This window comes from Curtobacterium sp. 24E2 (assembly GCF_016925595.1).
GTDB lineage: Bacteria > Actinomycetota > Actinomycetes > Actinomycetales > Microbacteriaceae > Curtobacterium.
In genome coordinates this window covers 393,652-419,327 of sequence record NZ_CP068987.1, presented here as the reverse complement: position 1 = coordinate 419,327, position 25,676 = coordinate 393,652, and the positions used below count along the sequence as shown (strand labels likewise).

24 protein-coding genes and 5 pseudogenes are annotated in these 25,676 nt (G+C 71.9%); 22 read left to right on the top strand and 7 right to left on the bottom strand.

The genetic code is table 11. The features are described 5' to 3' along the window. Positions 1-146: 146 nt before the first annotated feature. The 10 genes and pseudogenes from JN350_RS20470 (at position 147) to JN350_RS02055 (ending at position 10,353) form a co-directional block, all read left to right on the top strand. Positions 147-767: a carbohydrate ABC transporter permease gene (locus JN350_RS20470; protein WP_461963498.1), complete on the top strand. Its 621-nt coding sequence runs from the start codon at positions 147-149 to the stop codon at positions 765-767. A gap of 115 nt (positions 768-882) precedes the next feature. Then, complete coding sequence (locus JN350_RS02105; RefSeq protein WP_240347481.1) at positions 883-1,623, top strand: carbohydrate ABC transporter permease; 741 nt, start codon at positions 883-885, stop codon at positions 1,621-1,623. Then, positions 1,620-2,393 carry a hypothetical protein gene (locus JN350_RS02100; protein ID WP_205463387.1) on the top strand — a complete coding sequence of 258 codons (774 nt, stop codon included), beginning with the start codon at positions 1,620-1,622 and terminating at the stop codon, positions 2,391-2,393. The genes JN350_RS02105 and JN350_RS02100 overlap by 4 nt, the downstream gene beginning before the upstream one ends. Before the next feature lie 34 nt (positions 2,394-2,427). Then, positions 2,428-2,733, top strand: a complete 306-nt coding sequence (locus JN350_RS02095; RefSeq protein ID WP_205463386.1) for a hypothetical protein — start codon at positions 2,428-2,430, stop codon at positions 2,731-2,733. Then, positions 2,682-4,366 (top strand): annotated as a pseudogene (locus JN350_RS02090) (bifunctional 3'-5' exonuclease/DNA polymerase). Before JN350_RS02095 ends, JN350_RS02090 begins: the two are co-directional and overlap by 52 nt. Positions 4,367-4,414: 48 nt before the next feature. After that, positions 4,415-5,215, top strand: coding sequence for a phosphatase PAP2 family protein (locus JN350_RS02085; RefSeq protein WP_205463385.1), 801 nt, complete (start codon positions 4,415-4,417; stop codon positions 5,213-5,215). Between the two features lie 57 nt (positions 5,216-5,272). Further along, the gene (locus JN350_RS02080) at positions 5,273-6,877 is read left to right on the top strand and encodes a serine/threonine-protein kinase (RefSeq protein ID WP_205463384.1); all 1,605 of its coding nucleotides are present in this window, start codon (positions 5,273-5,275) and stop codon (positions 6,875-6,877) included. Positions 6,878-6,924: 47 nt separating this feature from the next. Continuing rightward, complete coding sequence (locus JN350_RS02075; RefSeq protein WP_240347480.1) at positions 6,925-7,875, top strand: hypothetical protein; 951 nt, start codon at positions 6,925-6,927, stop codon at positions 7,873-7,875. Further along, a pseudogene (locus JN350_RS20465) lies at positions 7,758-10,074 on the top strand (GH92 family glycosyl hydrolase). Before JN350_RS02075 ends, JN350_RS20465 begins: the two are co-directional and overlap by 118 nt. 60 nt (positions 10,075-10,134) lie before the next feature. Next, the gene (locus JN350_RS02055; protein ID WP_205463379.1) at positions 10,135-10,353 is read left to right on the top strand and encodes a hypothetical protein; all 219 of its coding nucleotides are present in this window, start codon (positions 10,135-10,137) and stop codon (positions 10,351-10,353) included. 93 nt (positions 10,354-10,446) lie between these two features. Here JN350_RS02055 and JN350_RS02050 read toward each other — a convergent pair whose 3' ends face one another. The 3 genes from JN350_RS02050 to JN350_RS18835 all read right to left on the bottom strand — a co-directional run bounded on the left by JN350_RS02050 (position 10,447) and on the right by JN350_RS18835 (position 12,157). After that, positions 10,447-10,974, bottom strand: a complete 528-nt coding sequence (locus JN350_RS02050) for a GNAT family N-acetyltransferase (RefSeq protein ID WP_205463378.1) — start codon at positions 10,972-10,974, stop codon at positions 10,447-10,449. A 22-nt stretch (positions 10,975-10,996) separates the two neighbouring features. Further along, a complete protein-coding gene (locus JN350_RS02045; RefSeq protein ID WP_205463377.1) occupies positions 10,997-11,935 on the bottom strand; it encodes an aldo/keto reductase in 939 nt (312 codons plus the stop codon). Positions 11,936-12,010: 75 nt separating this feature from the next. Beyond that, positions 12,011-12,157, bottom strand: coding sequence for an SDR family oxidoreductase (locus tag JN350_RS18835; RefSeq protein ID WP_240347479.1), 147 nt, complete (start codon positions 12,155-12,157; stop codon positions 12,011-12,013). Between the two features lie 124 nt (positions 12,158-12,281). On the opposite strand from JN350_RS18835, the gene JN350_RS02035 reads away from it, so the two are divergent. Continuing rightward, on the top strand, positions 12,282-13,094 hold the full coding sequence (locus JN350_RS02035; protein ID WP_205463376.1) for a putative RNA methyltransferase: 813 nt from the start codon (positions 12,282-12,284) through the stop codon (positions 13,092-13,094). A 13-nt stretch (positions 13,095-13,107) separates the two neighbouring features. Here JN350_RS02035 and JN350_RS02030 read toward each other — a convergent pair whose 3' ends face one another. Together JN350_RS02030 and JN350_RS02025 are read right to left on the bottom strand one after the other, a co-directional pair. Then, entirely contained in the window at positions 13,108-13,641 is a 534-nt protein-coding gene (locus JN350_RS02030) for a hypothetical protein (protein ID WP_205463375.1), read from the bottom strand. Positions 13,642-13,737: 96 nt separating this feature from the next. Continuing rightward, complete coding sequence (locus JN350_RS02025; protein WP_205463374.1) at positions 13,738-14,157, bottom strand: VOC family protein; 420 nt, start codon at positions 14,155-14,157, stop codon at positions 13,738-13,740. A gap of 9 nt (positions 14,158-14,166) precedes the next feature. Here JN350_RS02025 and JN350_RS20460 point away from each other — a divergent pair. Further along, a pseudogene (locus JN350_RS20460) lies at positions 14,167-14,352 on the top strand (hypothetical protein); the annotation flags it as partial. Positions 14,353-14,457: 105 nt separating this feature from the next. Continuing rightward, entirely contained in the window at positions 14,458-15,168 is a 711-nt protein-coding gene (locus JN350_RS02020) for a helix-turn-helix transcriptional regulator (RefSeq protein WP_461964345.1), read from the top strand. Between the two features lie 19 nt (positions 15,169-15,187). On the opposite strand, the gene JN350_RS02015 is transcribed toward JN350_RS02020, so the two are convergent. Beyond that, positions 15,188-15,538: a hypothetical protein gene (locus JN350_RS02015; RefSeq protein ID WP_205463373.1), complete on the bottom strand. Its 351-nt coding sequence runs from the start codon at positions 15,536-15,538 to the stop codon at positions 15,188-15,190. Positions 15,539-15,797: 259 nt separating this feature from the next. Here JN350_RS02015 and JN350_RS02010 point away from each other — a divergent pair, with 259 nt between their 5' ends. The 8 genes and pseudogenes from JN350_RS02010 to JN350_RS01980 all read left to right on the top strand — a co-directional run bounded on the left by JN350_RS02010 (position 15,798) and on the right by JN350_RS01980 (position 24,172). Further along, the gene (locus tag JN350_RS02010) at positions 15,798-15,887 is read left to right on the top strand and encodes a potassium-transporting ATPase subunit F (protein ID WP_017887940.1); all 90 of its coding nucleotides are present in this window, start codon (positions 15,798-15,800) and stop codon (positions 15,885-15,887) included. Beyond that, on the top strand, positions 15,887-16,042 hold the full coding sequence (locus JN350_RS20455) for a hypothetical protein (protein ID WP_461963490.1): 156 nt from the start codon (positions 15,887-15,889) through the stop codon (positions 16,040-16,042). The genes JN350_RS02010 and JN350_RS20455 overlap by 1 nt, the downstream gene beginning before the upstream one ends. A 35-nt stretch (positions 16,043-16,077) precedes the next feature. Next, positions 16,078-17,573 (top strand): annotated as a pseudogene (gene kdpA / locus JN350_RS02005) (potassium-transporting ATPase subunit KdpA). Beyond that, positions 17,570-19,663, top strand: coding sequence for a potassium-transporting ATPase subunit KdpB (gene kdpB, locus JN350_RS02000; protein ID WP_205463372.1), 2,094 nt, complete (start codon positions 17,570-17,572; stop codon positions 19,661-19,663). Before kdpA ends, kdpB begins: the two are co-directional and overlap by 4 nt. A 2-nt stretch (positions 19,664-19,665) precedes the next feature. Continuing rightward, positions 19,666-20,269, top strand: a pseudogene (gene kdpC, locus JN350_RS01995) (potassium-transporting ATPase subunit KdpC). A 126-nt stretch (positions 20,270-20,395) separates the two neighbouring features. Beyond that, positions 20,396-22,888 carry an ATP-binding protein gene (locus tag JN350_RS01990; RefSeq protein ID WP_205463371.1) on the top strand — a complete coding sequence of 831 codons (2,493 nt, stop codon included), beginning with the start codon at positions 20,396-20,398 and terminating at the stop codon, positions 22,886-22,888. Beyond that, entirely contained in the window at positions 22,885-23,574 is a 690-nt protein-coding gene (locus JN350_RS01985; RefSeq protein ID WP_123339421.1) for a response regulator, read from the top strand. Before JN350_RS01990 ends, JN350_RS01985 begins: the two co-directional genes overlap by 4 nt. A gap of 103 nt (positions 23,575-23,677) precedes the next feature. After that, complete coding sequence (locus tag JN350_RS01980; RefSeq protein WP_205463370.1) at positions 23,678-24,172, top strand: helix-turn-helix domain-containing protein; 495 nt, start codon at positions 23,678-23,680, stop codon at positions 24,170-24,172. On the opposite strand, the gene JN350_RS01975 is transcribed toward JN350_RS01980, so the two are convergent. Further along, entirely contained in the window at positions 24,156-25,001 is an 846-nt protein-coding gene (locus JN350_RS01975; protein WP_205463369.1) for a helix-turn-helix transcriptional regulator, read from the bottom strand. The genes JN350_RS01980 and JN350_RS01975 overlap by 17 nt on opposite strands. A gap of 111 nt (positions 25,002-25,112) precedes the next feature. On the opposite strand from JN350_RS01975, the gene hxlB reads away from it, so the two are divergent. Beyond that, the gene (gene hxlB, locus JN350_RS01970) at positions 25,113-25,676 is read left to right on the top strand and encodes a 6-phospho-3-hexuloisomerase (protein ID WP_205463368.1); all 564 of its coding nucleotides are present in this window, start codon (positions 25,113-25,115) and stop codon (positions 25,674-25,676) included.

Sequence of the window (25,676 nt, the reverse complement as noted above, 5' to 3'; positions counted from 1 at the left end):
TTCACCAGCTGGGGCGTGTTCGGCGGTGCGACGTTCAGCGGTGTCGCGAACTACGTCCGCCTCGCCGGTGACCCGCAGCTGTACCAGTCGCTGCTCAACACGATCGTCTACACGGTCATCGTGCTGGCCGGCATCCCGATCGCGGTGTGGCTCGCCAGCCTGCTGAACACCCCGGGCCTGCGGTTCGCACAGTTCTACCGGGTGCTCTTCTTCCTGCCCTACGTCGCCATGCCTGCCGCGATCGCCCTCGTCTGGCGCATCATGTTCAACGGCGACTACGGCATCGTGAACTGGTTCATCGGACTGTTCGGCATCGACGGTCCGTACTGGATCTCGACGCCCGGGTTCGCGCTCGTCGCGGTGAGCTTCGTCGGCCTGTGGTCGTCCCTCGGGTTCTCGATGATCATCCTCGGCGCGGGCCTCAAGGACATCCCCCGGAGCTGTACGAGGCCGCCGAACTCGACGGCGCGAGCCGCTGGCGGCAGTTCCGCTCCGTCACGGTCCCGCTGCTCAGCCCGAGCATCTTCTTCGTGGTCATCGTCACGACGATCTCGAGCTTCCAGCTGTTCGACCTGCTCTACGCCATCCTCGGCAGCACCAACCCGGTGATCCCGAAGACGATGTCGCTCGTCTTCTACTTCTACAGCGCTGGGTTCATCGACAACGCCAAGGGCTTCGCGGCTGCGATCGCCATGGTGATCTTCCTGCTCATCGGCATCGTCACGCTCGTGCAGTTCCGCGTCCAACGGAAGTGGGTGCAGGCATGACCGCAACCGTCACACCGCCACGGGCAGCACGACGGCCCGGTCGTCGCGGTGGCAGCCACTGGTGGATCCACGTCGTCCTCGGCGTCGGCGGCTTCGCGATGGCGTTCCCGTTCGTGTGGCAGATCATCATGTCGCTGTCCACGAACGCCCAGGTGCAGTCCGTCACCCCGACGTTCTGGCCGGGGAGCTGCAGTGGCAGAACTACGCGCAGGTGTTCGAGCGCCTGCCGTTCCTCAGCCAGCTCGGCACGTCCGTGTACGTCACGATCATCCGCACCCTCGCGCAGATCGTGCTCTGCACGCTCGCCGGCTACGCCTTCGCCCGCATGCGGTTCCGCGGCCGGGCGATCCTGCTCGCGATCGTGTTGTCGATCCTGCTCGTGCCGTCGCAGGTCTACCTGATCTCGCAGTACCAGATCGTGCAGGGGCTCGGATGGCTCGACACCTTGATGGGGATCGTCGCGCCGGGCCTGTTCAGCGCGTTCGGCACCTTCCTGATGCGGACGGCGTTCCTGAACATGCCGCCCGAGCTCGAAGAGGCTGCGCGCATGGACGGCGCGAACCCGTTCCAGACCTTCTGGCGGATCATGCTGCCGCTCGCACGTCCCTCGATCAGCGTGCTCGCGATCACGACAGTGCTGTGGTCGTGGAACGAGCTGCTCTGGCCGCTCGTCGTCTCGACCCGGGCCGAGGACATGCCCCTCGCCGCAGGACTCGCGACGCTGTCGAGCGACCGGACGATCGACTACCCGGTGCTCATGGCCGCGAGCCTGATGGCCATGGCCCCGGTGCTCATCATGTTCATCGTCCTGCAGCGGCGGGTGATGGACGGGCTCGCCTCGTCCGGTCTGAAGTGACCGCCGACACCCCCGGCCAGGAGGCCCGTCCCGCCTCCGTCGCGGTCCTCGCCGCCGCCGTGGGGTCGCCGGACGACTCCGCCACGGTGGCGGCCGCACTGGCCGCCACCGTGGTCGACGCGGAGCCCGCCCAGCGGGACGCCCTGCTGATCGCCGCGTTCCGCGCGTCCGTGCCCGGCAACGCCGCGGCGCTCGAGGCGCGGGGACTCCCGCGCAGCCTGGCTGAGGCGTCCGTCGCCGACGTCGACCGGAAACTCGACCGGTACGGCCTGCGTGGCACGGGGGTGGACTGGCTCGTCGCGGTGGCGACCGGTCGCGTGGTGGCCGTGGGGCGCCTCCAGTACGAACTCGGCGACCACCTGCCGGACGGCCAGCCGGCCTACGGTGTCCACGTCCCTGAGACCGGGCCGCTCGATCCGGACGCCTGCGACCGGTCATTCGCCCGCGCGCCGGAGGTCCTGCGGGCTCTCGCACCGGCGCACGCCGCCGAACGGTGGCAGTGCCGCTCGTGGATCCTCGACCCCGGTCTGGCCACGGTGCTCGGTCCCGACGCGAACCTGGTGCGCTTCGCGCGACGGTTCCGGCTCGCGCCACCCGGCCCGCACGACGCCGCCGAGGGGGACGAGAGTGTGGCGAAGTTCGTGTTCGGTGTGCCGTTGGCCACGGCGCGGGCCTCGAACGCGTCCGGTCGTCTGCCCCGGGCGGTGCTCGACCGGTGGGCGGCGGGCGCGCACTGGACCGAACGGACCGGCACCGCGCCCGTCGTCTGATCGCGCGCAGCGGTCAGCGCGTACCGTGCAGCGCATGACGAAGCCCGACCACGACCACCTCGACGACGGCGTGGACATGACGTTCGAGGAACGACGCCAGGACACCTTCCGACGCATGTCCGGGTCCGACGCGCACGACGCCGCCCCCGGGTCGAGGTGTCCCGCGCCGAGGACGGCGACGTCCGCATCGACGTCGCCGACACCGCAGCCGTGCGCCCCGGCGGTCCGACGCGCGCCTGATCCGTCACCCCGTCAGCCGGTGACGGTGGGGCACGGCATGATCGTTCCGTGCACCTCGTCCTCCGCCGCGTCGACGGCGGCGTCCTCGCGACGCCCCTGACCGACGCGGGGACCGCTGCCGGCGAGCCGATGCGCGTGGACGAGTCGGGCCTCCCGACCTTCGTCGCAGCGCACGACGCACCGGGCGTGCGCTGGGTGTGGGACGACACCGCACGCTGGTACCCGGCCGTGCTCGCCGCCGGCGGACGCGTGGGCCGCTGCGTCGACCTGCGGTTGTGTCGGCGGATCCTGCGTGCAGCGCTGGCCGCGCGCGGGTCCGCGCTCGCTGCGGCACCGGCGGACGCGCTCGACGCTCCGGTGGCGGAGGCCCGGGTCGTCCGGCCGACGCAGGCCCAGCTCTTCGACGACGCCCTGTTCACCGCGTCGGTGCCGGACGACGACATCGACCCGGTTGCCGAGTTCCGGGCACAGCTCGCCGCGGTCGCGGGGTCGACGTCGCCCGGTGCCCTCCGCCTGCTGACGACGGCGGAGTCCGCCGGAGCCCTCGTCGCGGCGGAGATGCTGCACGCCGGGCTGCCGTGGCGTGCCGACGTGCACGAGCGACTGCTCGAGGAGACGCTCGGGCCGCGCGTCCCGTACGGCGTGCGGCCGCGGCGGCTCGAGGAGATCGCCGCCGTCGTGCGCGAGCGCCTCGACGACCCGACGCTCAACCCGGACTCGCCGGCCGACGTCCTGCGCTCGCTGCGCCGTGCGGGGCTCATGGTGACGAGTACCCGCAAGTGGGAGCTGCAGGAGATCGAGCACCCCGTCATCGAACCGCTGCTCGAGTACAAGCGACTCGCGCGGCTCCTGACGGCGAACGGCTGGACGTGGCTCGACGACTGGGTGCGCGATGGCCGGTTCCACCCGAAGTACGTGGTCGGCGGCGTCGTCACCGGACGCTGGGCGGCCGACGGCGGGGGAGCGATGCAGCTGCCGAAGGGGATCCGCGGGGCGGTCATCGCCGACCCGGGCTGGAAGCTCGTCGTGGCCGACGCTGCGCAGCTGGAGCCACGCGTGCTCGCCGCGATGGCCGGTGACCGAGCGATGGCCTCCGCGGGCGACGGACGTGACCTGTACGACGGCGTCGTGGCCTCGGGCGCGGTCGAGACCCGGCAGCAGGCGAAGGTCGCCATGCTCGGCGCGATGTACGGCGCCACCCAGGGTGAGGGCGGTCGGCTCGTCCCGCGCCTGGTGCGGGCGTTCCCGCGCGCGCTCGACCTGGTCGAACGCGCCGCTCGCGCGGGGAGCGGGGCGAACCCGTCACGACGTTGCTCGGACGGACGTCGCCCGTTCCGGAGCCGTCGTGGTTCGAGGCCAGGAACCAGGCATACACGGTCGAGGGGACCCCGGCGATGCAGCGTGCCGTCGAGTCCCGGGCGCGGAGCTGGGGGCGGTTCACCCGGAACTTCGTGGTGCAGGGGACCGCGGCCGAGTGGGCGCTCGCGTGGATGGGGTCGTTGCGCTCCCGGCTCACCGCGCGGTTCCCCGGGGCCGTGACGGACGGCCCGCACCTGGTGTTCTTCGTGCACGACGAGATCGTGGTGCACGCGCCGGAGGAGCACGCCGAGTGGGTGGCGACGCAGATCCGCGAAGCCGCGGTCGATGCTGGTCGGCTGTTGTTCCAGGACTTCCCGGTGACGTTCCCGCTGTCGGTCGCGGTTGTGGGGGCGTACTCCGAGGCGAAGGACTGACCGGAGTCTGCCTCGGCGGTTCCCGGGCGCTTCGGGCAGGGTGGACGGATGGACACCGAACGCGGGGACGCCGCCGACCGCACCGTCGGCGAGGTCGACCTCACCCGCTGGCGCACCCGCGCGGGTCGGGCGACCGCGCAGGGGTGGACCGCGCTCGGCCACCGGTACGGCGCGATGCCGCTCCTGCTGCTCACGCTGGCCGTCGGGATCGGCATCGCCGTCGTCGCGACCTGGCTCGCGTCAGAGGTCTACGACGCCGTCCGCGAAGCCGACGACGTCGCCGTGCTCGACCGTCCGGTGCTCGACTGGGCACTCACCCTCCGGTCGCCCGTGGGGGATCGCCTGGTCACGTGGTGGACCGACATCGCCGGCACGATCGGCATGCCCATCGTCGCCCTCGGCTTCCTGGTCGGGTTCACCGTCCAGCGTCGGGCGTGGACCCCGTTGGTGCTGCTCGTCGCGGCGAGTGGCGGCTCGCTGCTCATGACGATCGCCGGCAAGGACCTCATCGGTCGGGCGCGTCCGCCGCTCTCCGACGCGGTGCCGCCGTACGAGCACTCGCCGTCGTTCCCGTCCGGCCACACCCTCAACGCGACGGTGATCGTGGGGACGATCGTGTACCTGCTGCTCCTGCGGCAGTCGCGGGTCGTCACGCGGGTGTGGACGATCGTCGTCGGGACCCTGTTCGTGCTGTCGGTCGGGGCCTCGCGGGTGTTCCTCGGGCACCACTGGCTCACCGACGTGCTGGCGGCGTGGGCGCTGGGGCTCGCCTGGCTCGCCCTCGTGATCACGGCGCACCGGCTGTACCTGACGGCGCTCCGCCACGGCGCCGAGCCCACCCCGGACTGAGCCGGGTGCGGGACCGGCGGCAGAGGCCCGTCAGCCGCTACCGGTAGGTTGCCCCGCATGGAAGAACGGGTCTTCGGCGGCAGGTACCGCGTCACGGGCACGCTCGGACACGGTGGCATGGCGTCCGTGTACCGAGCGGTCGACGAGCAACTCGGCCGCGAGGTCGCCGTCAAGGTGTTCCGCATCGGACCGGTCGACCACGGTGAACGCGCCCGAGCCGAGTCGGAGATCCAGACCCTCGCGACACTGCGCAGCCCGGCCCTCGTCACCCTGTACGACGCCGCGCTCGACGACGAGGACGGGGACTCGTACCTCGTCATGGAGCTCGTCCCCGGCAGCGACCTCGCCACCCGACTGCGCGAGGGACCGCTCGACCCCACGACCGCGGCCCGTGTCGGCTCACAGGTGGCCGACGGGCTGAGCGCCGTGCACGCGCAGGGCATCGTCCACCGCGACGTGAAGCCCGCCAACGTGCTGCTCGAACGCGACGGCACCCACGTCAAGCTCGCCGACTTCGGCATCGCCCTGCTCCGTGACGCCTCGCGCGTGACCGGCACCGGCACCGTGATGGGGACGGCCGCGTACCTGGCGCCGGAGCAGGTCCTCGCGCAGGAGATCACCGGCAAGGCCGACGTCTACGCGCTCGGGCTGGTGCTGCTCGAGTGCATGACCGGCAAGACGCCGTTCCCGGGCAGTGCGATCGAGTCCGCGACCGCGCGGCTGACCCGCAGCCCGGAGATCGACCAGCACCTGCCGACTGCCTGGCGCACGCTCCTGCACGTGATGACCGCGCAGGACCCGTCCGAGCGCCCGAGCGCGGCCGAGGCAGCCGAACGACTGCGCGCCCTGGGCCGCGACGAGCCCTCCACCGCCACGCAGCTCCTGCCCGGCGGGCCCGGAACACGCACGGCGGCCGCAGGAGGTGCGGCGGCCGGTGCTGCCGCGGCCGGTGCCGCCGCCGCAGCCACGGCTCCGATGGCCGCGCACGCGGACGACGCGACCCGCGTGATGCCGGCGAGTGGCGCCTCCCGTCCGGGTGGACAGCCTGGTGCGGACGACGCGACCCGCGTGATGGACGCGCAGCAGCCGCACGCGGCGGACGACGTGTCGACCACCGTCCTCGGTGCCCAGCGTGGCACCGGCGGCCCGACCGGCGGTGGTGGTGGCGTGCCACCCGCGGCCCCGCCCGTCCGCCCGGGTGCCGGTGACGACCCGGCGCAGCGCGAGAAGCGGCGCAAGGGGCCGATCATCACGGCGATCGTCGTGGTCGTCCTGGTGCTGATCGGCATCGGCGTCGCGGTCTTCGCCCTGAACGGTGACGGCGACAGCACGCCCGCACCGACGGACTCGACCTCGACCGCACCGCCCGAGGACCAGCCGAGCGAGGACCAACAGCCGAGCGACGAGCAGCAACAGCCGAGCGAACCGGCCGAGCAGCAGCCGTCCGAACCGGCCGAACAGCCGTCCGAGCCCGCTGAGCAGCCGAGCGAGGAACCGAGCGAACCGGCGCAACCGACGCAGGACCCGCCGGTCGGTCCCGAGCCGAGCAGCCCGGCGTCCAACCCGGTGCAGCAACCCCAGGACGGCACCGGCGCGGCGGACACCGCGGTCGACTCCGGGCCCGGCAAGTCCGAGAACGCCCCCGGGCAGAACAAGGGCTGACACGCCGAGCGTTTTCGTCCAGACGCTGGACCAAATACGCTGGTCCCGTGCGAGAACTGCAACGGAGCGGTGGGCCGACGACGGCCGTCGCGGCGCGGAACGGTGTCGGCTTCGGATCGTCGGAGGGGTGGCTGGTCGAACGACCCGCGGGCGCCGGCGTCGTCGTGGCGATCGTCCCCGGCTCCGGAGGCCGGGTGGTCGCACCCGGCGACGAACTGTCGTGGGTCTGGTTCCCGGAACGCACGCTGCCGCAGGGCGCCACCGAGCCCACCGAGGCGGACCTGCCGCACTTCTGGGACGCCACGGCCTTCGCCGTCGACGTGGTCTTCACCGACGGCACACGACTGAGCGAGCACGCGGCCGCGCACGGCGGACAGGCTCGCGACCAGTACGGCGACGCGCTCACGCCCGAGGCGCAGGACGCGGCCCGCAAGCAGTGGGTCGACCAGTGGAACCGTCGCGCGGTGGACCTCACGCCGTTCGCGGGGCTGGTCGTCGACCGACTGGAGGCCCGGCTCGGCTCCGACACGCAGCCGTCGGGCGCCGCCGGGGAGCGTCCAGCCCTGCGCGGCTGGCTCGACGACGTCCGGATCGCCCCGGCGCGCCCGGCACCGGTCACGCCGCTCGACCACGTCCGCACGACCCGCGGCACCCAGGCGTCGTCACGGTTCTCCCGCGGCAACAACGCGCCGCTCGTCGGCATCCCCCACGGCGGGGTCTTCGGCCTGCCGATGACCGACGCGTCGAGCAACCGGTGGCCGTACGCCTACCAGGAGCACGCGCGCACCAACGCCGACGGACGGGTCCGACCGGCGATCCAGGCCTTCGCGACGAGTCACATCCCGTCGCCGTGGATGGGGACCGCGGGGTGTTCCAGTTCATGCCGTCGCCGCTCGACGCCCCCGACGTCGACCGGGCAGCCCGCGCGCTCGGCTTCGACCACGACGACGAGATCGACGCTCCGCACCGGTACCGGGTCGCCCTCGACCAGGGTGTGACGGCCGAGGTGACCGCGGGGGAGTTCGCCCTCGGCTTCCGGTTCACCGGTACCCGCAGCATCGTGCTCGACCACCACGGGTGGGTCTCCGACGTCTCCGTGACCGTGACCGACGGCACCGCCGTGGTGGAGGCCCTGCTCGACGACCGCCCCGGCACCCCGCCGCACCACGTGCACGTCCGGGTCCCGCACGTGACCGCGGACCACACGAGCACCGGCGAGCACGAGCTGCGCGGCTGGCTGGCCGTGGACGGCACCAGTGTCGTCGACGTCCTGCTCGGCATCTCGACCGTCTCGATCGAGGACGCCCGCGCGAACCTCGACGCCGCCGGCTCCTTCGACGCCATGTGCACCCGCGCCGAGGCGCTCTGGACGGAGAAGCTCGCGACCCTTTCCTTCGACGGAGCCACCCCGGACCAGCTGACGAGCCTGTACTCCGGCCTCTACCGGCTGTTCCTCTACCCGAACCGTGCCGGCGAGACCGCTCTGACCGGGTCGCCGCACCACCGCTCCCCGTACGGAGCCGTCCTCGCCGACCCGATCCGCGACGAGCCCGGGCCGGAGGTCGTCGAGGGGCCGTTCACCACCACGAACGGGTTCTGGGACACCTACCGCACCGCGTGGCCGCTCCTCGGGCTCCTCACCCCGGAGACCGCCGGCGAGCTCGCGCAGGGCTTCGTCGAGCACCACCACGACGGCGGGTGGACCCCGCGCTGGAGCGCCCCGGCGCCGAGGACTGCATGACGGGCACCACGAGCGACACCGTCTTCGCCGACCTCGCGGCGAAGGGCGTCACCGGGTTCGACCTCGCCGAGGCGTACCGGAGCGCGGTGCGGAACGCGACCGTCCCGCCGCGCGACGAGCGCGTCGGACGCAAGGGGAGCCTCCCGGGCGCCTTCCGCGGCCACGTCGACACGGCGACGTCCGAGGGGATGTCCTGGACCCTGGACGCCGCCATCAACGACTGGGGACTCGCGGTGATGGCGGGGCTGCTCGCATCGCGGGCGGCGACGCCCGCCGACCTGTCCCGGTACGAGGCCGAGGCGGAGTGGTTCGCCCGGCGGTCCCTGCAGTACCGGCACGTGTTCGACTCCGAGCGGGGCTTCTTCATCGGGCGCGACCCCGACGGCTCGTGGCGGGTCGGCACCGAGTTCGACCCGCGCGACTGGGGCGACGACTACACCGAGACGAACGCGTGGGGCACGGCCTTCACCGCTCCCCACGACGGTGCCGGCATCGTGGACCTGCACGGCGGACCAGCCCGGTTCGACGCCGCACTCGACGCATTCTTCGCGACACCCGAGACCGGCGCGACCGTCCGATCCGGCGCGTACGGCTTCCCAATCCACGAGATGACCGAGGCCCGCGACGTCCGGATGGGCATGCTCGGCCTGTCCAACCAGCCCGCGCACCACATCCCGTTCTTCCCGATGTTCACCGGTCGGCACGACGACGCGCACCGCATCGTCCGCGAATCGCTGGAGCGGCTGTTCGTCGGCTCCGACCTCGGCCAGGGCTACCCCGGCGACGAGGACAACGGCGAGATGAGCGCCTGGTACGTCTTCGCGACGATCGGCCTGTACCCCTGGCGCCGTCCACGGGCACCTACGTGCTCGTGCCGCCGTCGGTTCGCAGGACGGCGCTGCACCAGCCGGGAGGAACGCCCACCGTCATCGAGGTCGCCGACGGTTCCGCAGGCGCGTACGTGGCGTCGGTGACGGTCGACGGCTCGCCCTGGACATCGGTCAGCATCCCGCACCACGTGGTGGTGTCGGCGTCGCACATCGTCTTCACGCTGTCCTCCGAGCCGCAGTGCTGGGCATCGGACACCCGCCCCGTCTCGGCGTCCGAGGTGCACGGCTACCGGGACGCCCCCGTCGACCTGCTGCCCGTCGGGGCGTCGCCGCTCACGGATGACACCGGGCGCACGGTCACGGCGCTCGCCGCGGGGGAGTCGGTGTCGTTCGACGTGGACTGCCCCGCAGCGTCGTTGTACACGGTGACGGTGGTGACTCCGGGGTCGTACTCGTGGCAGGTGTCCCTCGGCGAGACGGTCACGGCGGTCGACGGCGCCGAGTTCACCTGGACCGGGCAGACCCGCGTCTTCCGGATCATCGGCGGCGGCTCGTCGTTCGTCTTCACCGCGGGCACCGACGTGGCGCTGACGCAGCTCGAGCTGATCGCGGCGGACGGTGCCTGACCTCGACTGCTGATCGGAGCTTCTGCGGCGGTTCAGAGGCGTCACTCAAGGTCGCCCGGCATGCTCGTCGGCATGTCGATCGCGAACTCGTGGGACCCGTCTGGTGGCCGTGCAATCCCGGAGGACCAGGTCCGCGAGGACGGGCTGGAGCTCGACGAGGACCCGGCGATGCTCGGGATCTCCTTCGACGTCGTCGGTGGCGCCTCCGCCGACCCCGCCGCGGTGTCCCCCGTCGACGTACGCGTCCCGACGGCGCGGTCTGCTGACTCCGCCGACTGAGGCGTACCTGGTCGAATCGGGCGTACCTGGTCGGAAGTTTCGACCAGGTACGCCCGAAACCGTCTTGCATCGCGCGCGTTCTGGGAAAGAACGTCAGCGCGCGGAAAGGTCAGGCACGCGGTACTTGAAGCCGACGTGCGATCCGGTGAACCCGAGGCGCTCGTAGAACCGGTGCGCGTCCGTGCGGGCGGCGTCCGATGTGAGCTGCACGAGCGGGGTTCCGAGCTCCGGTGCTGCGACGTCGGTCACCCACCGCATCATCGCGCTGCCGATGCCGCCGGAGCGGAGCGCGCTGCTCACGCGCACGGCCTCGACGAGCAGCCGGGTTGCTCCTCGACGAGCCATGCCCGGGATCCGGGTGAGCTGCAGCGTGCCGACGAGTCGACCGCCCTCGTCCTCGGCGACCAGCAGCGCGTTCGCTGGGTCGTCGGTGATCGCTCGGAGGGCCGCGGCGTACTGCGGACGGTCCTCCGGGGCGGCGACGTCCCCGCGGGCCGCACTGATCGGGTCGTCGGACAGCAACGCCATCAGTGCGTCGAGGTCGTCGTCGGCCGCGTTCCGCACCACCACCGATCCGGCGTGGGCAGACAAGCGGACGGGCAGGGTGAGGTCGGGGAGCACGACCCCACCCTGCCCGATGGACTCACGGAACGGTGTGCCCCGCGGCGGTGAAGATCCGGTACCACTCCTCGCGGGACAGCTCGACGTCCGAGCCGGCCGCCGAGTCGCGCACGCGCTGCGGGTTCGTCGTGCCGAGGACGACCTGGAAGTGTGCGGGGTGGCGGGTGATCCAGGCGACGGCGATGCCCGTCGGGGTGACCCCGTGCGCGGAGGCGATCTCCTCGAGCACGTCGTTCAGCTCGGCGTACTGCTCGCGGTCGCCGAGGAAGACGCCGTCGAAGAAGCCCTTCTGGAACGGCGACCATGCCTGCAGCGTGATGTCGTTGATCCGCGAGTAGTTGAGGATGTCGTTGTCGCGGGAGATCGACTGGTCGAGGCCACCCATGTTCGCCGTGAGGCCCTGCGAGATGACGTTGGCGTGCGTGATGCTGAGCTGCACTTGGTTGAAGGCGAGCGGCTGCTGGACGTGCTTCTTGAGCAGGTCCACCTGACCGGGGGTGTGGTTCGAGACCCCGAAGTGGTGCACCTTGCCGGCGGCGTGCAGCTCGTCGAAGGCCTTCGCGACCTCTTCCGGCTCCACCAGGGCGTCGGGGCGGTGCAGGAGTAGGACGTCGACGTACTCGGTCTGCAGCGCGGCGAGCGATTCGTGCACGGACTCGAGGATGTGCTCGTACGAGAAGTCGAAGTACGCGCCCTTCGGCGTCGGTCGGATGCCGACCTTGGTCTGCAGCACGATCTCGGCCCGCTCCGCGGGCGACAGCGTGACGGCCGCGCCGAACCGCTCCTCGCAGCCGTGCCACTCGCCGTACACCGCGGCGTGGTCGAACATGTTCACGCCCGCGTCACGCGAGGCGCTGTAGAGCGCGCGGATGTCCTCGTCGCTCATGTCGTTGATCCGCATCAAGCCGACGACGACGTCGGATGCGGTGAGGTCCGTCTGTGGCAACTCCAGTGTCTTCACGCCCACGATCCTGCCAGCCGTGCACCGGCACAGGCAGGCCCTGCCAGTACCCCAGGCCGGCGCATCCGGCGCCGCTCAGCGCACGGAGAACCCGCCGTCGACCGCGATCGACTGCCCCGTGACGTACGCCGAACCAGGGCCGGCGAGGAACACGGCAGCGGCAGCGAAGTCCGACGCGAGTCCGTTCCGGCCGACCAGCGTCCGCGCCGCGAGGGCGGACACCGCCGCCGGGTCGGAACCGAGCCGCTCGTTGAGCGGGGGCGCACGAAACCGGGGATGAGGACGTTGGAGGTGACCCCCTGCAGCGACATCCGGCCAGGCTAGCGAGGCCCCGTACGCTGGGCCGGTGCGTGACGACCTGCTGCCGATGCTCGCCTGCCCCGTGTGCGCCGAGCCGCTCGGCCGGGTCGACGGCGGCCAGGTCGGCTGCGCGACCGGACACCGGTTCGACGAGGCCAGGCAGGGGCACCTGACGCTCCTGCCGGCGAAGCGTCGCGCGCTCACGGCGGACACCCCGGAGATGGTCGACGCCCGGCTGCGGTTCCTGGGGCGCGGGCACTACGCGCCCGTCGAGCGGGCGCTCGCCGACGTCGTCGCCGAGGCGACGGCACCCGGCATCGTGCTCGACGTCGGCTCCGGTCCGGGGACGTACCTGGCGCATGCGCTGCGCGCGGCGGACGGGAGGCTCGGTGTTGCGCTGGACCTGTCGGCGATTGCGATCCGACGGGCGGCCCGCGTCCACGAACGTGCCGGAGCCGTCGTCGGGGACGTGACCGAGCGCCTCCCGGTCGTCGACGACGCTGCCGCCGTCGTCCTCGACGTCTTCGCACCGCGCAACCAGACCGAGTACGCGCGCGTCCTGCACCCCGACGGGGTGCTGGTCGTCGTGACCCCGCGGACCGGCCACCTGGCGGAGCTGGCCGAGGCGACGATCTCTGTCGATCCGGAGAAGGAGCGGCGGCTGCACGACTCGCTCACGCCGTCGTTCGTCCTGCGGTCCTCCGATGACCTGACGTGGACGATGGACCTCTCCGCCGAGGACGTCCACGATGTCGTGCACATGGGGCCGAGCCACCACCACGTCGCTCCGGAGCAGGTGTTCGCGCCGACGAGCGTGACCGCGACCGTGATGGTCAGTACGTGGAGCCGCTCGGGCTGATCCTCCGACCGGGTCAGCGCTCGCCCACGTCCCGCGGACTGTCCTGTTCGGCCCGCCGACGGGCGGTGTGGGCTCGCCCGCGCACACGGTCGACGGCCATCCCGGTCCGGGCGAGCAGGAGGACGGCGCCCACGCTCCCGGCTCCGATCGGCGTCACGAACAGCCCGAGGTCGATCCCGGGCATCCGCCACCAGTCGATCGACCACGCGGCGACGAGTGCGAACCCGAGCAGGAGCGCGCCCGTCCACCACCACCGCCCGGGGACCCGGACGGTACCGAGCCCGGCGAGCACGAGGAGCGCCCAGCACCCCTCCGGCGCGAAGGACCGCGGGTCGTTCGTGCCGCAGGTGGACACCGCGCACTCCCACTCGACCTGGTCGGCCACGCCCGCGTACCAGCGGAACAGCAGGACGGCCGCGACGGCGGCGAGGAGCGCGACCGGCGGGCCGACCCAGCGCCACACGCGGCCGAACCGGGAGCGGCGTCGGCGGGCGGCCACCCATCCTTCGCCGAGCTCGTAGCCGGGCATCGGACGGAACTCGGGCATGCCAGCACGCTAGCGGCGGCCGGTTTCCGTGGGGAAGTGGTTCACAAACGTCCGAGCGTCGGTGCGGCGCAGGCCCTTCCCGACCGCACCGCCGCGTCACTCGGTCGGAGCCGCGACGTCGAGCTGCCAGACCACACCGAAGCGGTCACGCAGTTGCCCGGCCAATGGTGCCCAGGCCGAGGGTTCCAGGGGCTGTCGGACCTCGGCGCCCTCGGACAGTGCGGCCCAGTACCGTTCGATCTCGGCGGAGTCGTCGCCGTGCACGAACACGTAGAAGGCGTTCGATCCCTGGTCGTAGGGCTGTCCGGGCCAGACGTCGAACGCCATGACCCGGAACCCGGCGTCGGTGGAGACCTGGCCGAAGACGACGCGGTCCGTCCAGGCGGGATCGTCCAGGGCGCCCATCTGCCCGTAGGTGGCGGCGGTGACATCGCCGCCGAAGACCGATGCGTAGAAGTCGAGGGCCTCGCGGGCGGTGCCGTCGAAGTTGAGGTGGGTTGTCGTTTCGATGCTCATGGAACGAGGATGACCGTCGATGCGGTCAGATCGTGTCCGCTTCTTCGGCGAGAATGGTCGACATGTCCGGACCCTCCTCGCGCATGCTCACGCTGCTGTCGCTGTTGCAGGTGCACCGCGACTGGCCGGGCGACGAGCCTCGCCGGACGCCTCGAGGTCAGCCCCCGCACGGTCCGCCGCGACGTCGACCGGCTCCGCGAGTTCGGGTACCGGGTCGAGGCACTGCGCGGTCCCGCCGGTGGGTACCGGCTCGCAGCGGGTTCGGACCTGCCGCCCCTGCTATTCGACGACGACCAGGCCGTGGCGATCGCCCTGGCACTCGCCGTCGCGCCCGCGTCGGGCGCTGACATCGCCGAGTCGGCTGCCCGAGCACTGGCGACGGTCCGGCAGGTGATGCCCGCGCGGCTCCGGTCACGGGTCGACGCGGTGCAGGCCGTGACCGCGACGAGCCGGACCACGACCGACCCGGACGTCCTGGTGGCGGTGAGCGAGGTCGTCCACCTGCGCGAGGTGTTCCGCTTCGGGTACGGCGAGAACGAGACCCCGCACCGCGTCGAACCCCACGCCGTGATCGCGCGGAACGGCCGCTGGTACCTGCTCGACTGGGACCTCGACCGCGACGACTGGCGCACCCACCGCATCGACCGGATCACGCCGCGGGTGCGCACGCGCGTGCCGTTCACACCCCGACCGGTGCCCGGCGGCGACCCCGTGGCCTTCGTGTCGGCGCGGTTCAAGGGATCGGCGCGGGCCGACGCCTGGCCGTGCGTCGGTTCGGTCACCATGACGGCCGCCGACGCACGGACGATCGGGCCCTACCTGCCCGAGGACGCCGTCGTCGAACCCCTGTCCGACGAGCGGAGCCGGGTGACGCTCGGCTCGTGGTCCTGGCCGGGTCTCGCCGGAGCGTTCGCCGCGTTCGCGGTGGACTTCGTCGTCGAGGGCCCCGAGGACCTCGCCGGCTCGGTCCGCGCGCTGTCCGCACGACTCAGCGCCTCGGCCGCGGACTGAGCACGGACCCGTTCGGGCCTCAGACCGAGGTGTCGACGAGCGCGCTGCCCGGGCCGAACAGCATCGCGATCGGTGCCAGCAGGACGACCACGGCGCAGCAGACGGCCAACGCCGCGCGCTTCCGCCCGCGCCCGCGCGACCACCCCACCAGCGCGAGGACGAGCGCCGCGATGGCGGCCAGCCACGGCACGAACGCCAGGGGAACGGCCCAGAACCACAGCAGGAGCTGTCGCTGCTCGCCGAAGAGCCAGAGCGGACCGAAGACGACCGCCCACAGCGCGCCGATCGACACCACGGCCGTGGCGAGCAGGCTCCCGGCGACGGCGGACGCCCTCGTGCCCGGGCGGGTCGGGGGAGCGGGGATCACCATGGTCCGATCGTAGGACGGCGAGCGCGTGTTAGCGGGGCGCATGCGTCCGCCAGGGCGGCGTGAGGAAACCGTTAGGAGCGGCCTGGAGGCCCGGTGCAGGACCCAGCATCGGTCTCGGCACCACACGTGGTGCCGTCCGCGTCGCCCGGCGCGGACACCGCAGACCTTCTGGAGTCCCTCGTGTTCGACGTGTTCGTCGTCGCCGGTGTCCTCGCCGTGTTCGGCGTGGTGGCACTGATCGCCAAGGGGTGGAACGGCTGTGATCGGCATCACCATCGCGGCCGCCGTCCTCGGCATCGCCGCAGTCGTGTACCTCGTCTGGGCGCTCGTGCGTCCGGAGCGGTTCTGATGGGCGCGGGCACCGCGGACGTCTGGGCGGGGATCGTCCAGGTCGCCACACTCGTCCTGCTGCTCGTCGTCGCCTACCGGCCGCTCGGCGACTGGATGGCCCGGGTCTTCACACCCGTCCGGCACAACCGGATCGAGCGGGGGTCTACCGGCTGATCGGGGTCGACCCGGACGCCGAACAGTCGTGGCCCGTGTACCTGCGCGGCGTGCTGCTCTTCAGCGTCGTCGGCCTCCTGCTCGTCTACCTGCTGCAGCGCATCCAGGTCGTCCTGCCCGGCGACCTCGGGCTGCCCGCCGTGGGCCCGTCGCTCGCGTTCAACACCGCGGCGTCGTTCGTCGCGAACACGAACTGGCAGTCGTACTCACCCGAGGTCACCGTCGGGTACAGCGTGCAGATGGCCGGCCTCGCGGTGCAGAACTTCCTGTCCGCAGCCGTCGGCCTCGCCGTCGCCGTGGCACTGGTGCGCGGGTTCGCCCGCCGCAAGTCCAGCACGCTCGGCAACGTGTGGGTCGACGTCGTCCGCGGCGTCGGTCGACTGCTGCTGCCCGGTGCGTTCGTCTTCGCGATCGTGCTCGTCGCCGGCGGCGTCATCCAGTCGTGGGGAGCGGCACCGACGTCACCACGCTGGTCGGCGGCACGCAGCACCTGCCCGACGGGTTCGTGGCGTCGCAGGAGGCGATCAAGGAACTCGGCACGAACGGCGGCGGCTACTTCAACGCCAACTCGGCGCACCCGTTCGAGAACCCGCAGGCGTGGACGAACCTGGTCGAGGTCTTCCTGATGCTCGTCATCCCGTTCTCCCTGCCGCGCACCTTCGGCCGGATGGTCGGCGACGACCGCCAGGGCTACGCGATCCTCGCCGTGATGGGCGCGATCTTCCTCGTGTCCCTGTCCGTGATGTCGATCGCCGAGCTCGGTGGCGGCGGACTCGCCACGCACGCAGCCGGTGCCGCGATGGAGGGCAAGGAGACCCGGTTCGGGATCCTCGGCACCACGCTCTTCGGCACGACGTCGACCGCGACGTCGACCGGTGCGGTGAACGGCATGTTCGACAGCTTCACGCCGATCGGCGGGATGATGGCGATGCTCAACATGATGCTCGGCGAGGTCACCCCGGGCGGCGTCGGTTCCGGCCTGTACGGCATGCTCGTGCTCGCCGTCATCACGGTGTTCATCGGCGGCCTGCTCGTCGGCCGGACCCCGGAGTACCTCGGCAAGAAGATCCGCGCGAAGGAGATGACCTTCGCGGCGCTGTACATCCTGGTCACGCCGACCCTGGTGCTCCTCGCGACCGGACTCTCGCTCGTGATCCCCGGTGTCCGCGAACAGGTGCTCGGCACGTCGATCTTCAACCCCGGCAACCACGGGCTGTCCGAGTTGCTCTACGCCTTCACCTCGGGTGCGAACAACAACGGGTCGGCCTTCGGCGGGCTCACCGCGAACACCACGTGGATGAACTCCGCGCTCGGTGTCGTGATGCTGCTCGGCCGCTTCGTGCCGATGGTGTTCGTCCTGGCGCTCGCCGGGTCCCTCGCCGCCCAGGACCGCGTGCCCGAGACCGCCGGCACCCTGCCCACCCACCGCCCGCTGTTCATCGGGCTGCTCGGCGGCGTCGCCGTCATCGTCACCGCACTCACCTACTTCCCGGTGCTCGCACTGGGCCCGCTCGCAGAAGGACTGTCATGACCGTGACCACCGAGCCGGAACCGCGCACCGCAGTGGAGCCGGCCACCCGCTCGTCCGCATTCGGGCCCCGCCAACTGGTGGCGGGCCTTCCGGGAGCCCTGCGGAAACTCGATCCGCGACTCATGTGGCGGAACCCCGTCATGTTCATCGTCGAGGTCGGCGCAGCGCTGACGACGGCCGCCGCCGTCGTCGAACCGTCCGCGTTCACCATCGCCATCGCGGTGTGGCTCTGGCTCACCGTCGTCTTCGCGAACCTGGCGGAGTCGGTCGCCGAGGGGCGGGGCAAGGCGCAGGCCGACACGCTGCGGAAGACCCGCTCGACCACGAGCGCCCGCCGGGTGCTCGGCTACGACCCGGTCGACGCAGCGGCGACCGGCAACGTGACCGAGGAGGTCGCGTCGGTCGACCTGGCCAAGGGTGACGTGGTCGTGGTCGTCGCAGGCGAGGTGATCCCGGGCGACGGCGACGTCGTCGACGGCATCGCGTCGGTCGACGAGTCAGCCGTCACCGGTGAGTCCGCGCCCGTCATCCGCGAGTCCGGCGGCGACCGCAGTGCGGTCACCGGCGGCACCCGGGTGCTGTCCGACCGGATCATCGTGCGCATCACCTCGACCCCTGGTGAGACCTTCATCGACCGGATGATCCGTCTGGTCGAGGGTGCTGCCCGGCAGAAGACGCCGAACGAGATCGCGCTGAACATCCTGCTCGCCTCGCTGTCGATCGTCTTCGTGATCGTCTGCCTGACGATGCAGCCCATCGCGGGACTCGTCGGTGCGACCGTCAGCGTGCCGGTGCTCATCGCCCTGCTCGTCTGCCTCATCCCGACCACCATCGGCGCCCTGCTCTCCGCGATCGGCATCGCCGGCATGGACCGGCTCGTGCAGCACAACGTGCTCGCGATGTCGGGTCGCGCGGTCGAGGCCGCCGGTGACATCACCACCCTGCTGCTCGACAAGACCGGCACGATCACGTACGGCAACCGTCGGGCGTCCCGCGTGGTGCCGGTGCCGGGTGTGAGCGAGGCCTCGCTGATGGAAGCAGCAGCCCTGTCGAGCGCTGCGGACTCGACGCCCGAAGGTCGTTCGATCGTGTCGCTCGCCGCGGACGCCGGGGTGACGCCGGCACTGCCGAACGGGGCCGTCGAGGTGCCGTTCACGGCCCAGACGCGCATGTCGGGTCTCGACCTGCCGGATGGGTCGCAGATCCGGAAGGGAGCCGCTGCTGCAGTGCTCGCCTGGGCCGACACCCCCGACGCCGGTTTGGTCGCCGCGATCGACTCCACCGTCGCGGAGATCTCCGACCAGGGCGGGACCCCGCTCGTCGTCGGTCGCCGCTCCTCGGACGGCGCGGTCACGTTGCTCGGCGTCGTGCACCTGAAGGACGTCGTCAAGGACGGCATGGCGTCACGGTTCGCCGAGCTCCGGTCGATGGGCATCCGCACGGTGATGATCACCGGCGACAACCCCCGCACCGCTGCCGCGATCGCCCACGAGGCCGGCGTCGACGACTTCCTCGCCGAGGCCACCCCGGAGGACAAGCTCGCGTACATCAAGCGTGAACAGGAGGGCGGCAACCTCGTCGCGATGACCGGCGACGGCACCAACGACGCCCCCGCCCTGGCGCAGGCGGACGTCGGCGTCGCGATGAACACCGGCACGACGGCGGCGAAGGAGGCGGGCAACATGGTCGACCTCGACTCCGACCCGACCAAGCTCATCGACGTCGTCCGCATCGGCAAGCAGCTGCTCATCACCCGCGGGGCCCTGACCACCTTCTCCATCGCCAACGACGTCGCGAAGTACTTCGCGATCATCCCGGCGATGTTCCAGGCGGCGTTCCCCGGGCTCGCGGCCCTGAACATCATGGGGCTGCACAGCCCGTCGTCCGCGATCCTGTCGGCCGTCGTCTTCAACGCGCTCGTCATCGTGGCGCTCATCCCGCTGTCCCTGCGCGGCGTCAAGTACCGCGCCGCCGCAGCGTCGTCGATCCTCGGCCGGAACCTGCTCGTCTACGGGCTCGGCGGCGTGATCGTCCCCTTCATCGGCATCAAACTGATCGACCTCGTGGTCGGTCTCATCCCGGGGTTCTAGTCATGGCATCTGCACGTTCCACCGTCCGTTCCGCTGGTGTGGCCATCCGCCTCACCCTGCTCGCCACCGTCGTGCTCGGCGTCGGCTACCCGCTCGCCGTCTGGGGGTCGGCCAGGGGTGTTCCACGAGCAGGCCAACGGCTCGGAGGTCACCGACTCGTCCGGCGCCGTCGTGGGGTCCTCGCTCATCGGGCAGTCGTTCTCCGGCAAGCAGGCCGATCGCTGGTTCCAGTCGCGGCCCTCCGCAGCTGGCGAGGACGGGTACGACGCCGCGGCGTCGTCCGGCTCGAACCTCGGCCCGAACAACCCCGACTTGCTCAAGGCCGTCAAGGAGCGGCAGCAGGCGGTCGCGAAGGCCGACGGCGTGCCCGTGTCCGAGGTCCCGGCCGACGCCGTGACGGCCTCGGGCTCGGGTCTCGACCCGGACATCAGCCCCGAGTACGCGCTGCAGCAGGTGCAGCGGGTGGCCTCGGCGCGGGGCATGTCGGCCGACGACGTGCGGGCGCTCGTGACGGAGCACACCGAGTCGCGGCAGCTCGGGTTCCTCGGGGAACCCGTGGTGAACGTGCTGGCCCTGAACCTCGCGCTGGCGAAGTCGTCCTCGTGATCGATCGCACCCCGCGGTGGTCATCGCGCCCCGACTCACCGGGGCGCGATGACCACACGGGGGCGCGATCCCGCCCTGCGCCCGGCTTCGCACCTGCTGCGGAACTCGACGCGAGAGGATGAGCACGTGAAGCGCGGCAAGCTACGGGTCCTGCTCGGTGCCGCACCGGGTGTCGGCAAGACGTTCACCATGCTCGAGGAGGGCCGCCGGCTGCTCGACGAGGGCCGTGACGTCGTCGTCGCCGTGGTCGAGACGCACGAACGCGCCGCCACCGCCGCGCTGGTGAACGGGCTCGAGGTCGTCCCGCGCCGCACCGTGGACCACCGCGGCGTGGAGCTCGACGACCTGGACCTCGACGCGGTCCTCCGGCGAGCACCCGAGGTCGCCCTCGTCGACGAACTCGCGCACACGAACGCTCCCGGCAGTGCGAACGAGAAGCGCTGGCAGGACGTCGAAGCGCTGCGCGACGCCGGGATCGACGTCATCTCGACGGTGAACGTGCAGCACATGCAGTCCCTCGGCGACGTGGTCCGCGAGATCACCGGCACCGTGCAGCGCGAGACCGTCCCCGACGCCGTCGTGCGTGCGGCCGACCAGATCGAGGTCGTCGACCTGGCGCCGGCTGCCCTGCGCGAGCGGCTCTCCGACGGGCTCGTGTACCCAGCGGCCCGCATCGACGCGGCGCTGTCCAACTACTTCCGGCTCGGCAACCTCACCGCGCTGCGCGAGATCGCCCTGCTCTGGTTGGCCGACGAGGTCGACGACGCGCTCAAGGCCTACCGCGCCGAGCACGGCATCGAGCACCGGTGGGAGACCCGGGAGCGCGTGCTCGTCGCCCTGACCGGCGGGCCCGAGGGCGAGACCCTGCTGCGCCGCGGGGCCCGCATCGCTGCCCGCAGTGCCGGGGGCGAACTCGCGGCCGTGCACGTGACGACGAACGACGGCCTGCGCGAGCGGCACCCGGGGGCGCTCGGTGCCCAGCGCACCCTGCTCGAACAGCTCGGCGGGACGTACCACCAGGTGGTCGGCGACGACGTGCCGTCGACCCTCGTGCGGTTCGCGCGGTCGATCGACGCGACCCAGATCGTCATCGGCGTCAGCCGTCGCAGTCGGCTCGCCGCGGCCCTGACCGGCCCGGGCATCGGCAACACCGTGATCCGTGAGTCAGGCGACATCGACGTGCACGTCGTCACGCACGAGCGCGCCGGTGGTGGCTTCGCCCTGCCGAAGCTCGGCGGCAGTCTGTCCCGCGGACGGGTCCTCGCCGCGTTCGTGCTCTCGGTCCTGGTCGGGCCCCTGCTCACCTGGGTCCTGTCGATCGGCAGCGACCCCGACGCCATCACCGTGGACGTCCTGGCGTACCAGTTGCTGGTGCTCGTCGTGGCGCTCGTCGGTGGGATGTGGCCGGCGGTGTTCACGGCGGTGCTGTCCGGACTGAGCCTCGACTTCTTCTTCGTCCAACCCCTGCACATGGTCACGGTGCAGCAGCCGTGGCACCTCTTCGCCCTGGTCATGTACGTGATCAGCGCCGTGCTCGTCAGCTTCGTGGTCGACCGGTCCGCCAGACGTTCGCGTGCTGCCCGTCGCGCCGCGGCGGAGTCCGGCCTGTTGATGGGGATCGCCGGCAGCGTCCTCCGTGGCGACGACGCCCTGCAGGCCCTGCTCGACCGCACCCGCGAGGCCTTCGGGTTTGCCGGCGTCCGGATCCGGCAGGGGAACGAGGAACCCGCCACGTCGGGGACGTTCGGCGAGACGCCGGACGCGGCCACGAGCCTCCCGTCCGGTGCCGTGCTCGAGTTCGCGGGCGCTGCGGACGACCCGACCCAGCGCCGGTTGCTGCGTGTCGTCGAGCAGCAGCTCGATGCCGCGGTCGAACACCGCTCGTTGACGCGCACCGCGTTGGACGCGGAGCGGATCGCGGCGGCGGACCGCGTCCGCAGCGCGATCCTCGCGGCCGTCGGCCACGACGTGCGTCGGCCGATCGCGGCCGCCTCGGCCGCCGTCCAGTCGTTGCGTGCGCTGGACGTCGACCTGTCCAGGGCCGACCGGGAGGCACTGCTCGCGACCGCCGACGAGAGCCTCGGTCAGCTGGCGGTGCTGTTGGCTGACCTGTTGGACGTCAGCCGGGTGCAGGCGGGTGTGCTCGCGGTCGCGTCCGGGCCGCTGGCCCTCGACACGGTGGTCGCCCCCGCGCTCGACGAGCTCGAGCTCGGGCCCCACGACGTCGACCTCGACCTGCCGGCCGACCTGCCGCCGGTGCTTGCCGACCCGGTCCTGCTGCAGCGGGTCGTCGTGAACCTGCTCGCGAACGCCGTCCGCTACGCTCCCGACGGCACCCGTGTGCGCGTCGCGGCGAGCGCCTTCGGCGGCGGGGTCGAGCTCCGGATCGCCGACCACGGTCCGGGTATCCCGTCGGACCGGGTCGACGAGGTCTTCCAGCCGTTCCAGCGCCTCGGCGACACCGACAACGAGACGGGCCTCGGGCTCGGTCTCGCACTCGCGCGGGGCTTCACCGAGGGCATGGGCGGCACGATCGAGGTCGATGACACCCCGGGCGGTGGGCTCACCGTCGTGGTGCGGCTGCCGATCGCCGGGCACGTGGGAGTGGAGCTCCGGTGAAGGTCCTGATCGCCGACGACGACGCGCAACTCGTCCGGGCCCTCTCCGTCACGCTCGCCGCCCGCGGGTACGAGGTCGTGACGGCGAAGGACGGCCGTGCGGCGATCGACGCCGTCATCACCGAACGGCCCGACCTGGTGCTGCTCGACCTGGGCATGCCCCGGCTCGACGGCATCGGGGTGCTCGAGGGCATCCGGGGGTGGTCGCAGGTGCCGGTGCTCGTGCTGTCCGGACGGACCGACTCCTCCGACAAGGTCGACGCACTCGACGCCGGCGCGGACGACTACGTGACGAAGCCGTTCCAGATGGACGAGCTGCTGGCGCGGTTGCGGGCACTCGGACGACGCCGTGCCCCGGCCGGTGTCGACAGCGCGCCGACGATCCGGATCGGCGACCTCGTCGTGGACCTCGTCGCGAAGCAGGTCACCCCGGCCAGCGGTCCCGCGATCCGGCTGACCCCGACCGAGTGGCGCCTGCTCGAGGTGCTCGTCACGAACCCCGACCGGCTGATGACCCGCGAGATGCTCCTGACCGAGGTGTGGGGGCCGTCACACGGCAACGACTCCGGGTACCTGCGGCTGTACATGGCGCAGCTGCGGCGGAAGCTCGAGCCCGACTCGGCGACCCCGCGGTACCTGGTCACCGAGTCCGGCATGGGCTACCGCTTCGCGCCGGGAGGGCGGTGACGAAGGCGGTCGGACCGCTGTCGCGTGACTGGCGGGTCGCTGTCGTGCAGGTGTCGGGTCCGTGTCGTGGTGCGTCGTTCCGGGGATCCCTAGTGTTCAGGGCATGAACGAGATGCGGATCGAGGAGCTGCGGCGACTGCGCGGGTGGACCCAGGAACGACTGGCCGAGGCGAGCGGCCTCGCGGTGCGGACGGTGCAGCGGATGGAGAGCGGCAACGACGCGAGCCTGGAGTCGCTGTCGTCGGTCGCCGCGGCGCTCGAGGTGCCCGTGCGGGACCTGTTCGTCACCGAGGAGCGGGAGTCCCTCGAGCCCGGGGTGCGCGGACTCGACGAGCGGGCGGAGCAGCAGCAGGTGCAACGCGAGTCGGCGACGCGGGGGTGGCAGTACCTCTACTCGGGTGTTGGCATCGTCGTGACACTCGGGACGATCGCCCTCATCGGTGCCGGGGTCTGGACCGGGTTCACGATCTTCGTGATCCCCGTCTACTGGGCCGCTGGCAAGCTGCTCTCGCAGTTCCTGATGGCGACCGTCGTCGAACCCTCGCTCGACCGCCGGTACCCGCTGTCGCGGTCGCGGCGGGTCACGCCCGGGAACTGAAGGCGGCGAGCTCGGCACGGGTGCGGGCCCCGTGTTTCCGGAGCAGGTTCGCCACGTGGTACTTCACGGTGTTGACGCTGATGCCCAGGCCCTCGGCGATCTCGCGGTTGCCGACACCCGTCGCGAGCAGCCGCAGCACGTCGCGCTCCCGCGGGGTGAGGTCGTCGTCCGCGACCGAGTCCACCTCGGTCGGTGACGGGTCGAGGGGCAACGAGATGTCGAGGACCGAGCCCCAGTCCGGTGTGCTGGAGACCTGGACGCGGCCGTCGAGGGTGACGACCCGTTCTGCGATCGGCCGCATGGCGTCGTCGTGCACGTCGAGGGTGCCGGACCCGTCGTCGCGGAGCTGCATGAGCAGGTTCCGGCCGTCGCAGTCCCACTGGATGCGGACCCGCTTGGCCGCACCACCGTCGACCAGGGCGAGCACGGCGGTCCGGACGATGGCGCGGGCCGCGTGGGCGACGTCGCCGGGCAGCGCGCGCCCGGTGGTGGGCGGCTCGACGAACTGCACGTCGAGGTCGCCGAACCGGACGAGCGGGCGCAGGTCGGCTCGGAGGCGCGAGAACGCCCCGGTGACCGGCTCGAGCAGGGTGCTGCGCTGGTGGTCGGTCTCGGTGCGCAGGTCGACGAGTGCTGCCGACGCGATCTCGACGGCCTCGGCCCGCGCGGCGGCATCGGACACCCGCGGCGACCGGAGCACGGCGAGCACGGACTCGAGGGTGAGCGCCTGACGGTCCGCCTGCTCGGCGACGGTCCGGGCGTGCTCCGAGGCGGCGAGCCGACTGGCGGGCTCGCCATGGGCCTCCCGGTCGGGTGCGATGGCGTCCATGGGTGCCGAACCTACCTGTCCCACCCGTGCGGACGGGGCCACCCGATCGGGTGGGATGCCTGCCGACGCGGGTAGCGGTGCGGCGTGCCGCGTGACGGCATGCTCGTGGACATGGCAGAACCCACCGTCCCCGCAGCGTTCGACGTGATCGTGCGTGAGGTCACCGACCTCGCCGCGAACGTCGACGACGCGTCGGCTGAGCGCGCCCTCGACCTGATCGACCGCTCCGACCGTGTCTTCGTGCACGGCGCCGGCCGTTCCGGACTCGCACTGCGCATGACCGCGATGCGGCTCATGCACCTCGGTCGCGACGTCCACGTCGTCGGCGAGGTCACCACGCCCGCGATCCGGCCAGGGGACGTGCTCCTCGTCGCGAGCGGGTCCGGCACGACCACCGGCATCGTGCAGGCGGCCCGCACCGCGCACGACGTCGGCGCGTCCGTCGTCGCCCTGTCGACCACCGACGACTCCCCGTTGTCCGAGGTCGCGGACACCACCCTCGTGCTGCCGGCAGCGACGAAGACCGACCGCTCCGGCACGGCCTCGGCGCAGTACGCCGGCAGCCTCTTCGAACAGGCCGTCGCCCTGGTCGGCGACGCCCTGTTCCACACGCTCTGGTCCCGCGGCGGGCAGTCCGCCGACGACCTCTGGCCCCGACACGCAAACCTCGAATGA

Coding starts and splice junctions, on each gene's coding strand:
- JN350_RS20455 (WP_461963490.1), top strand. CDS start 15,887: ATGGGCGCGGGCACCGCGGACGTCTGGGCGGGGATCGTCCAGGTCGCC.
- JN350_RS02025 (WP_205463374.1), bottom strand. CDS start 14,157: ATGAGCATCGAAACGACAACCCACCTCAACTTCGACGGCACCGCCCGC.
- JN350_RS02080 (WP_205463384.1), top strand. CDS start 5,273: ATGGAAGAACGGGTCTTCGGCGGCAGGTACCGCGTCACGGGCACGCTC.
- JN350_RS02015 (WP_205463373.1), bottom strand. CDS start 15,538: ATGGTGATCCCCGCTCCCCCGACCCGCCCGGGCACGAGGGCGTCCGCC.
- JN350_RS02095 (WP_205463386.1), top strand. CDS start 2,428: ATGACGAAGCCCGACCACGACCACCTCGACGACGGCGTGGACATGACG.
- JN350_RS01975 (WP_205463369.1), bottom strand. CDS start 25,001: ATGGACGCCATCGCACCCGACCGGGAGGCCCATGGCGAGCCCGCCAGT.
- JN350_RS01980 (WP_205463370.1), top strand. CDS start 23,678: ATGAACGAGATGCGGATCGAGGAGCTGCGGCGACTGCGCGGGTGGACC.
- kdpB (WP_205463372.1), top strand. CDS start 17,570: ATGACCGTGACCACCGAGCCGGAACCGCGCACCGCAGTGGAGCCGGCC.
- hxlB (WP_205463368.1), top strand. CDS start 25,113: ATGGCAGAACCCACCGTCCCCGCAGCGTTCGACGTGATCGTGCGTGAG.
- JN350_RS02030 (WP_205463375.1), bottom strand. CDS start 13,641: ATGCCCGAGTTCCGTCCGATGCCCGGCTACGAGCTCGGCGAAGGATGG.
- JN350_RS02055 (WP_205463379.1), top strand. CDS start 10,135: ATGCTCGTCGGCATGTCGATCGCGAACTCGTGGGACCCGTCTGGTGGC.
- JN350_RS02085 (WP_205463385.1), top strand. CDS start 4,415: ATGGACACCGAACGCGGGGACGCCGCCGACCGCACCGTCGGCGAGGTC.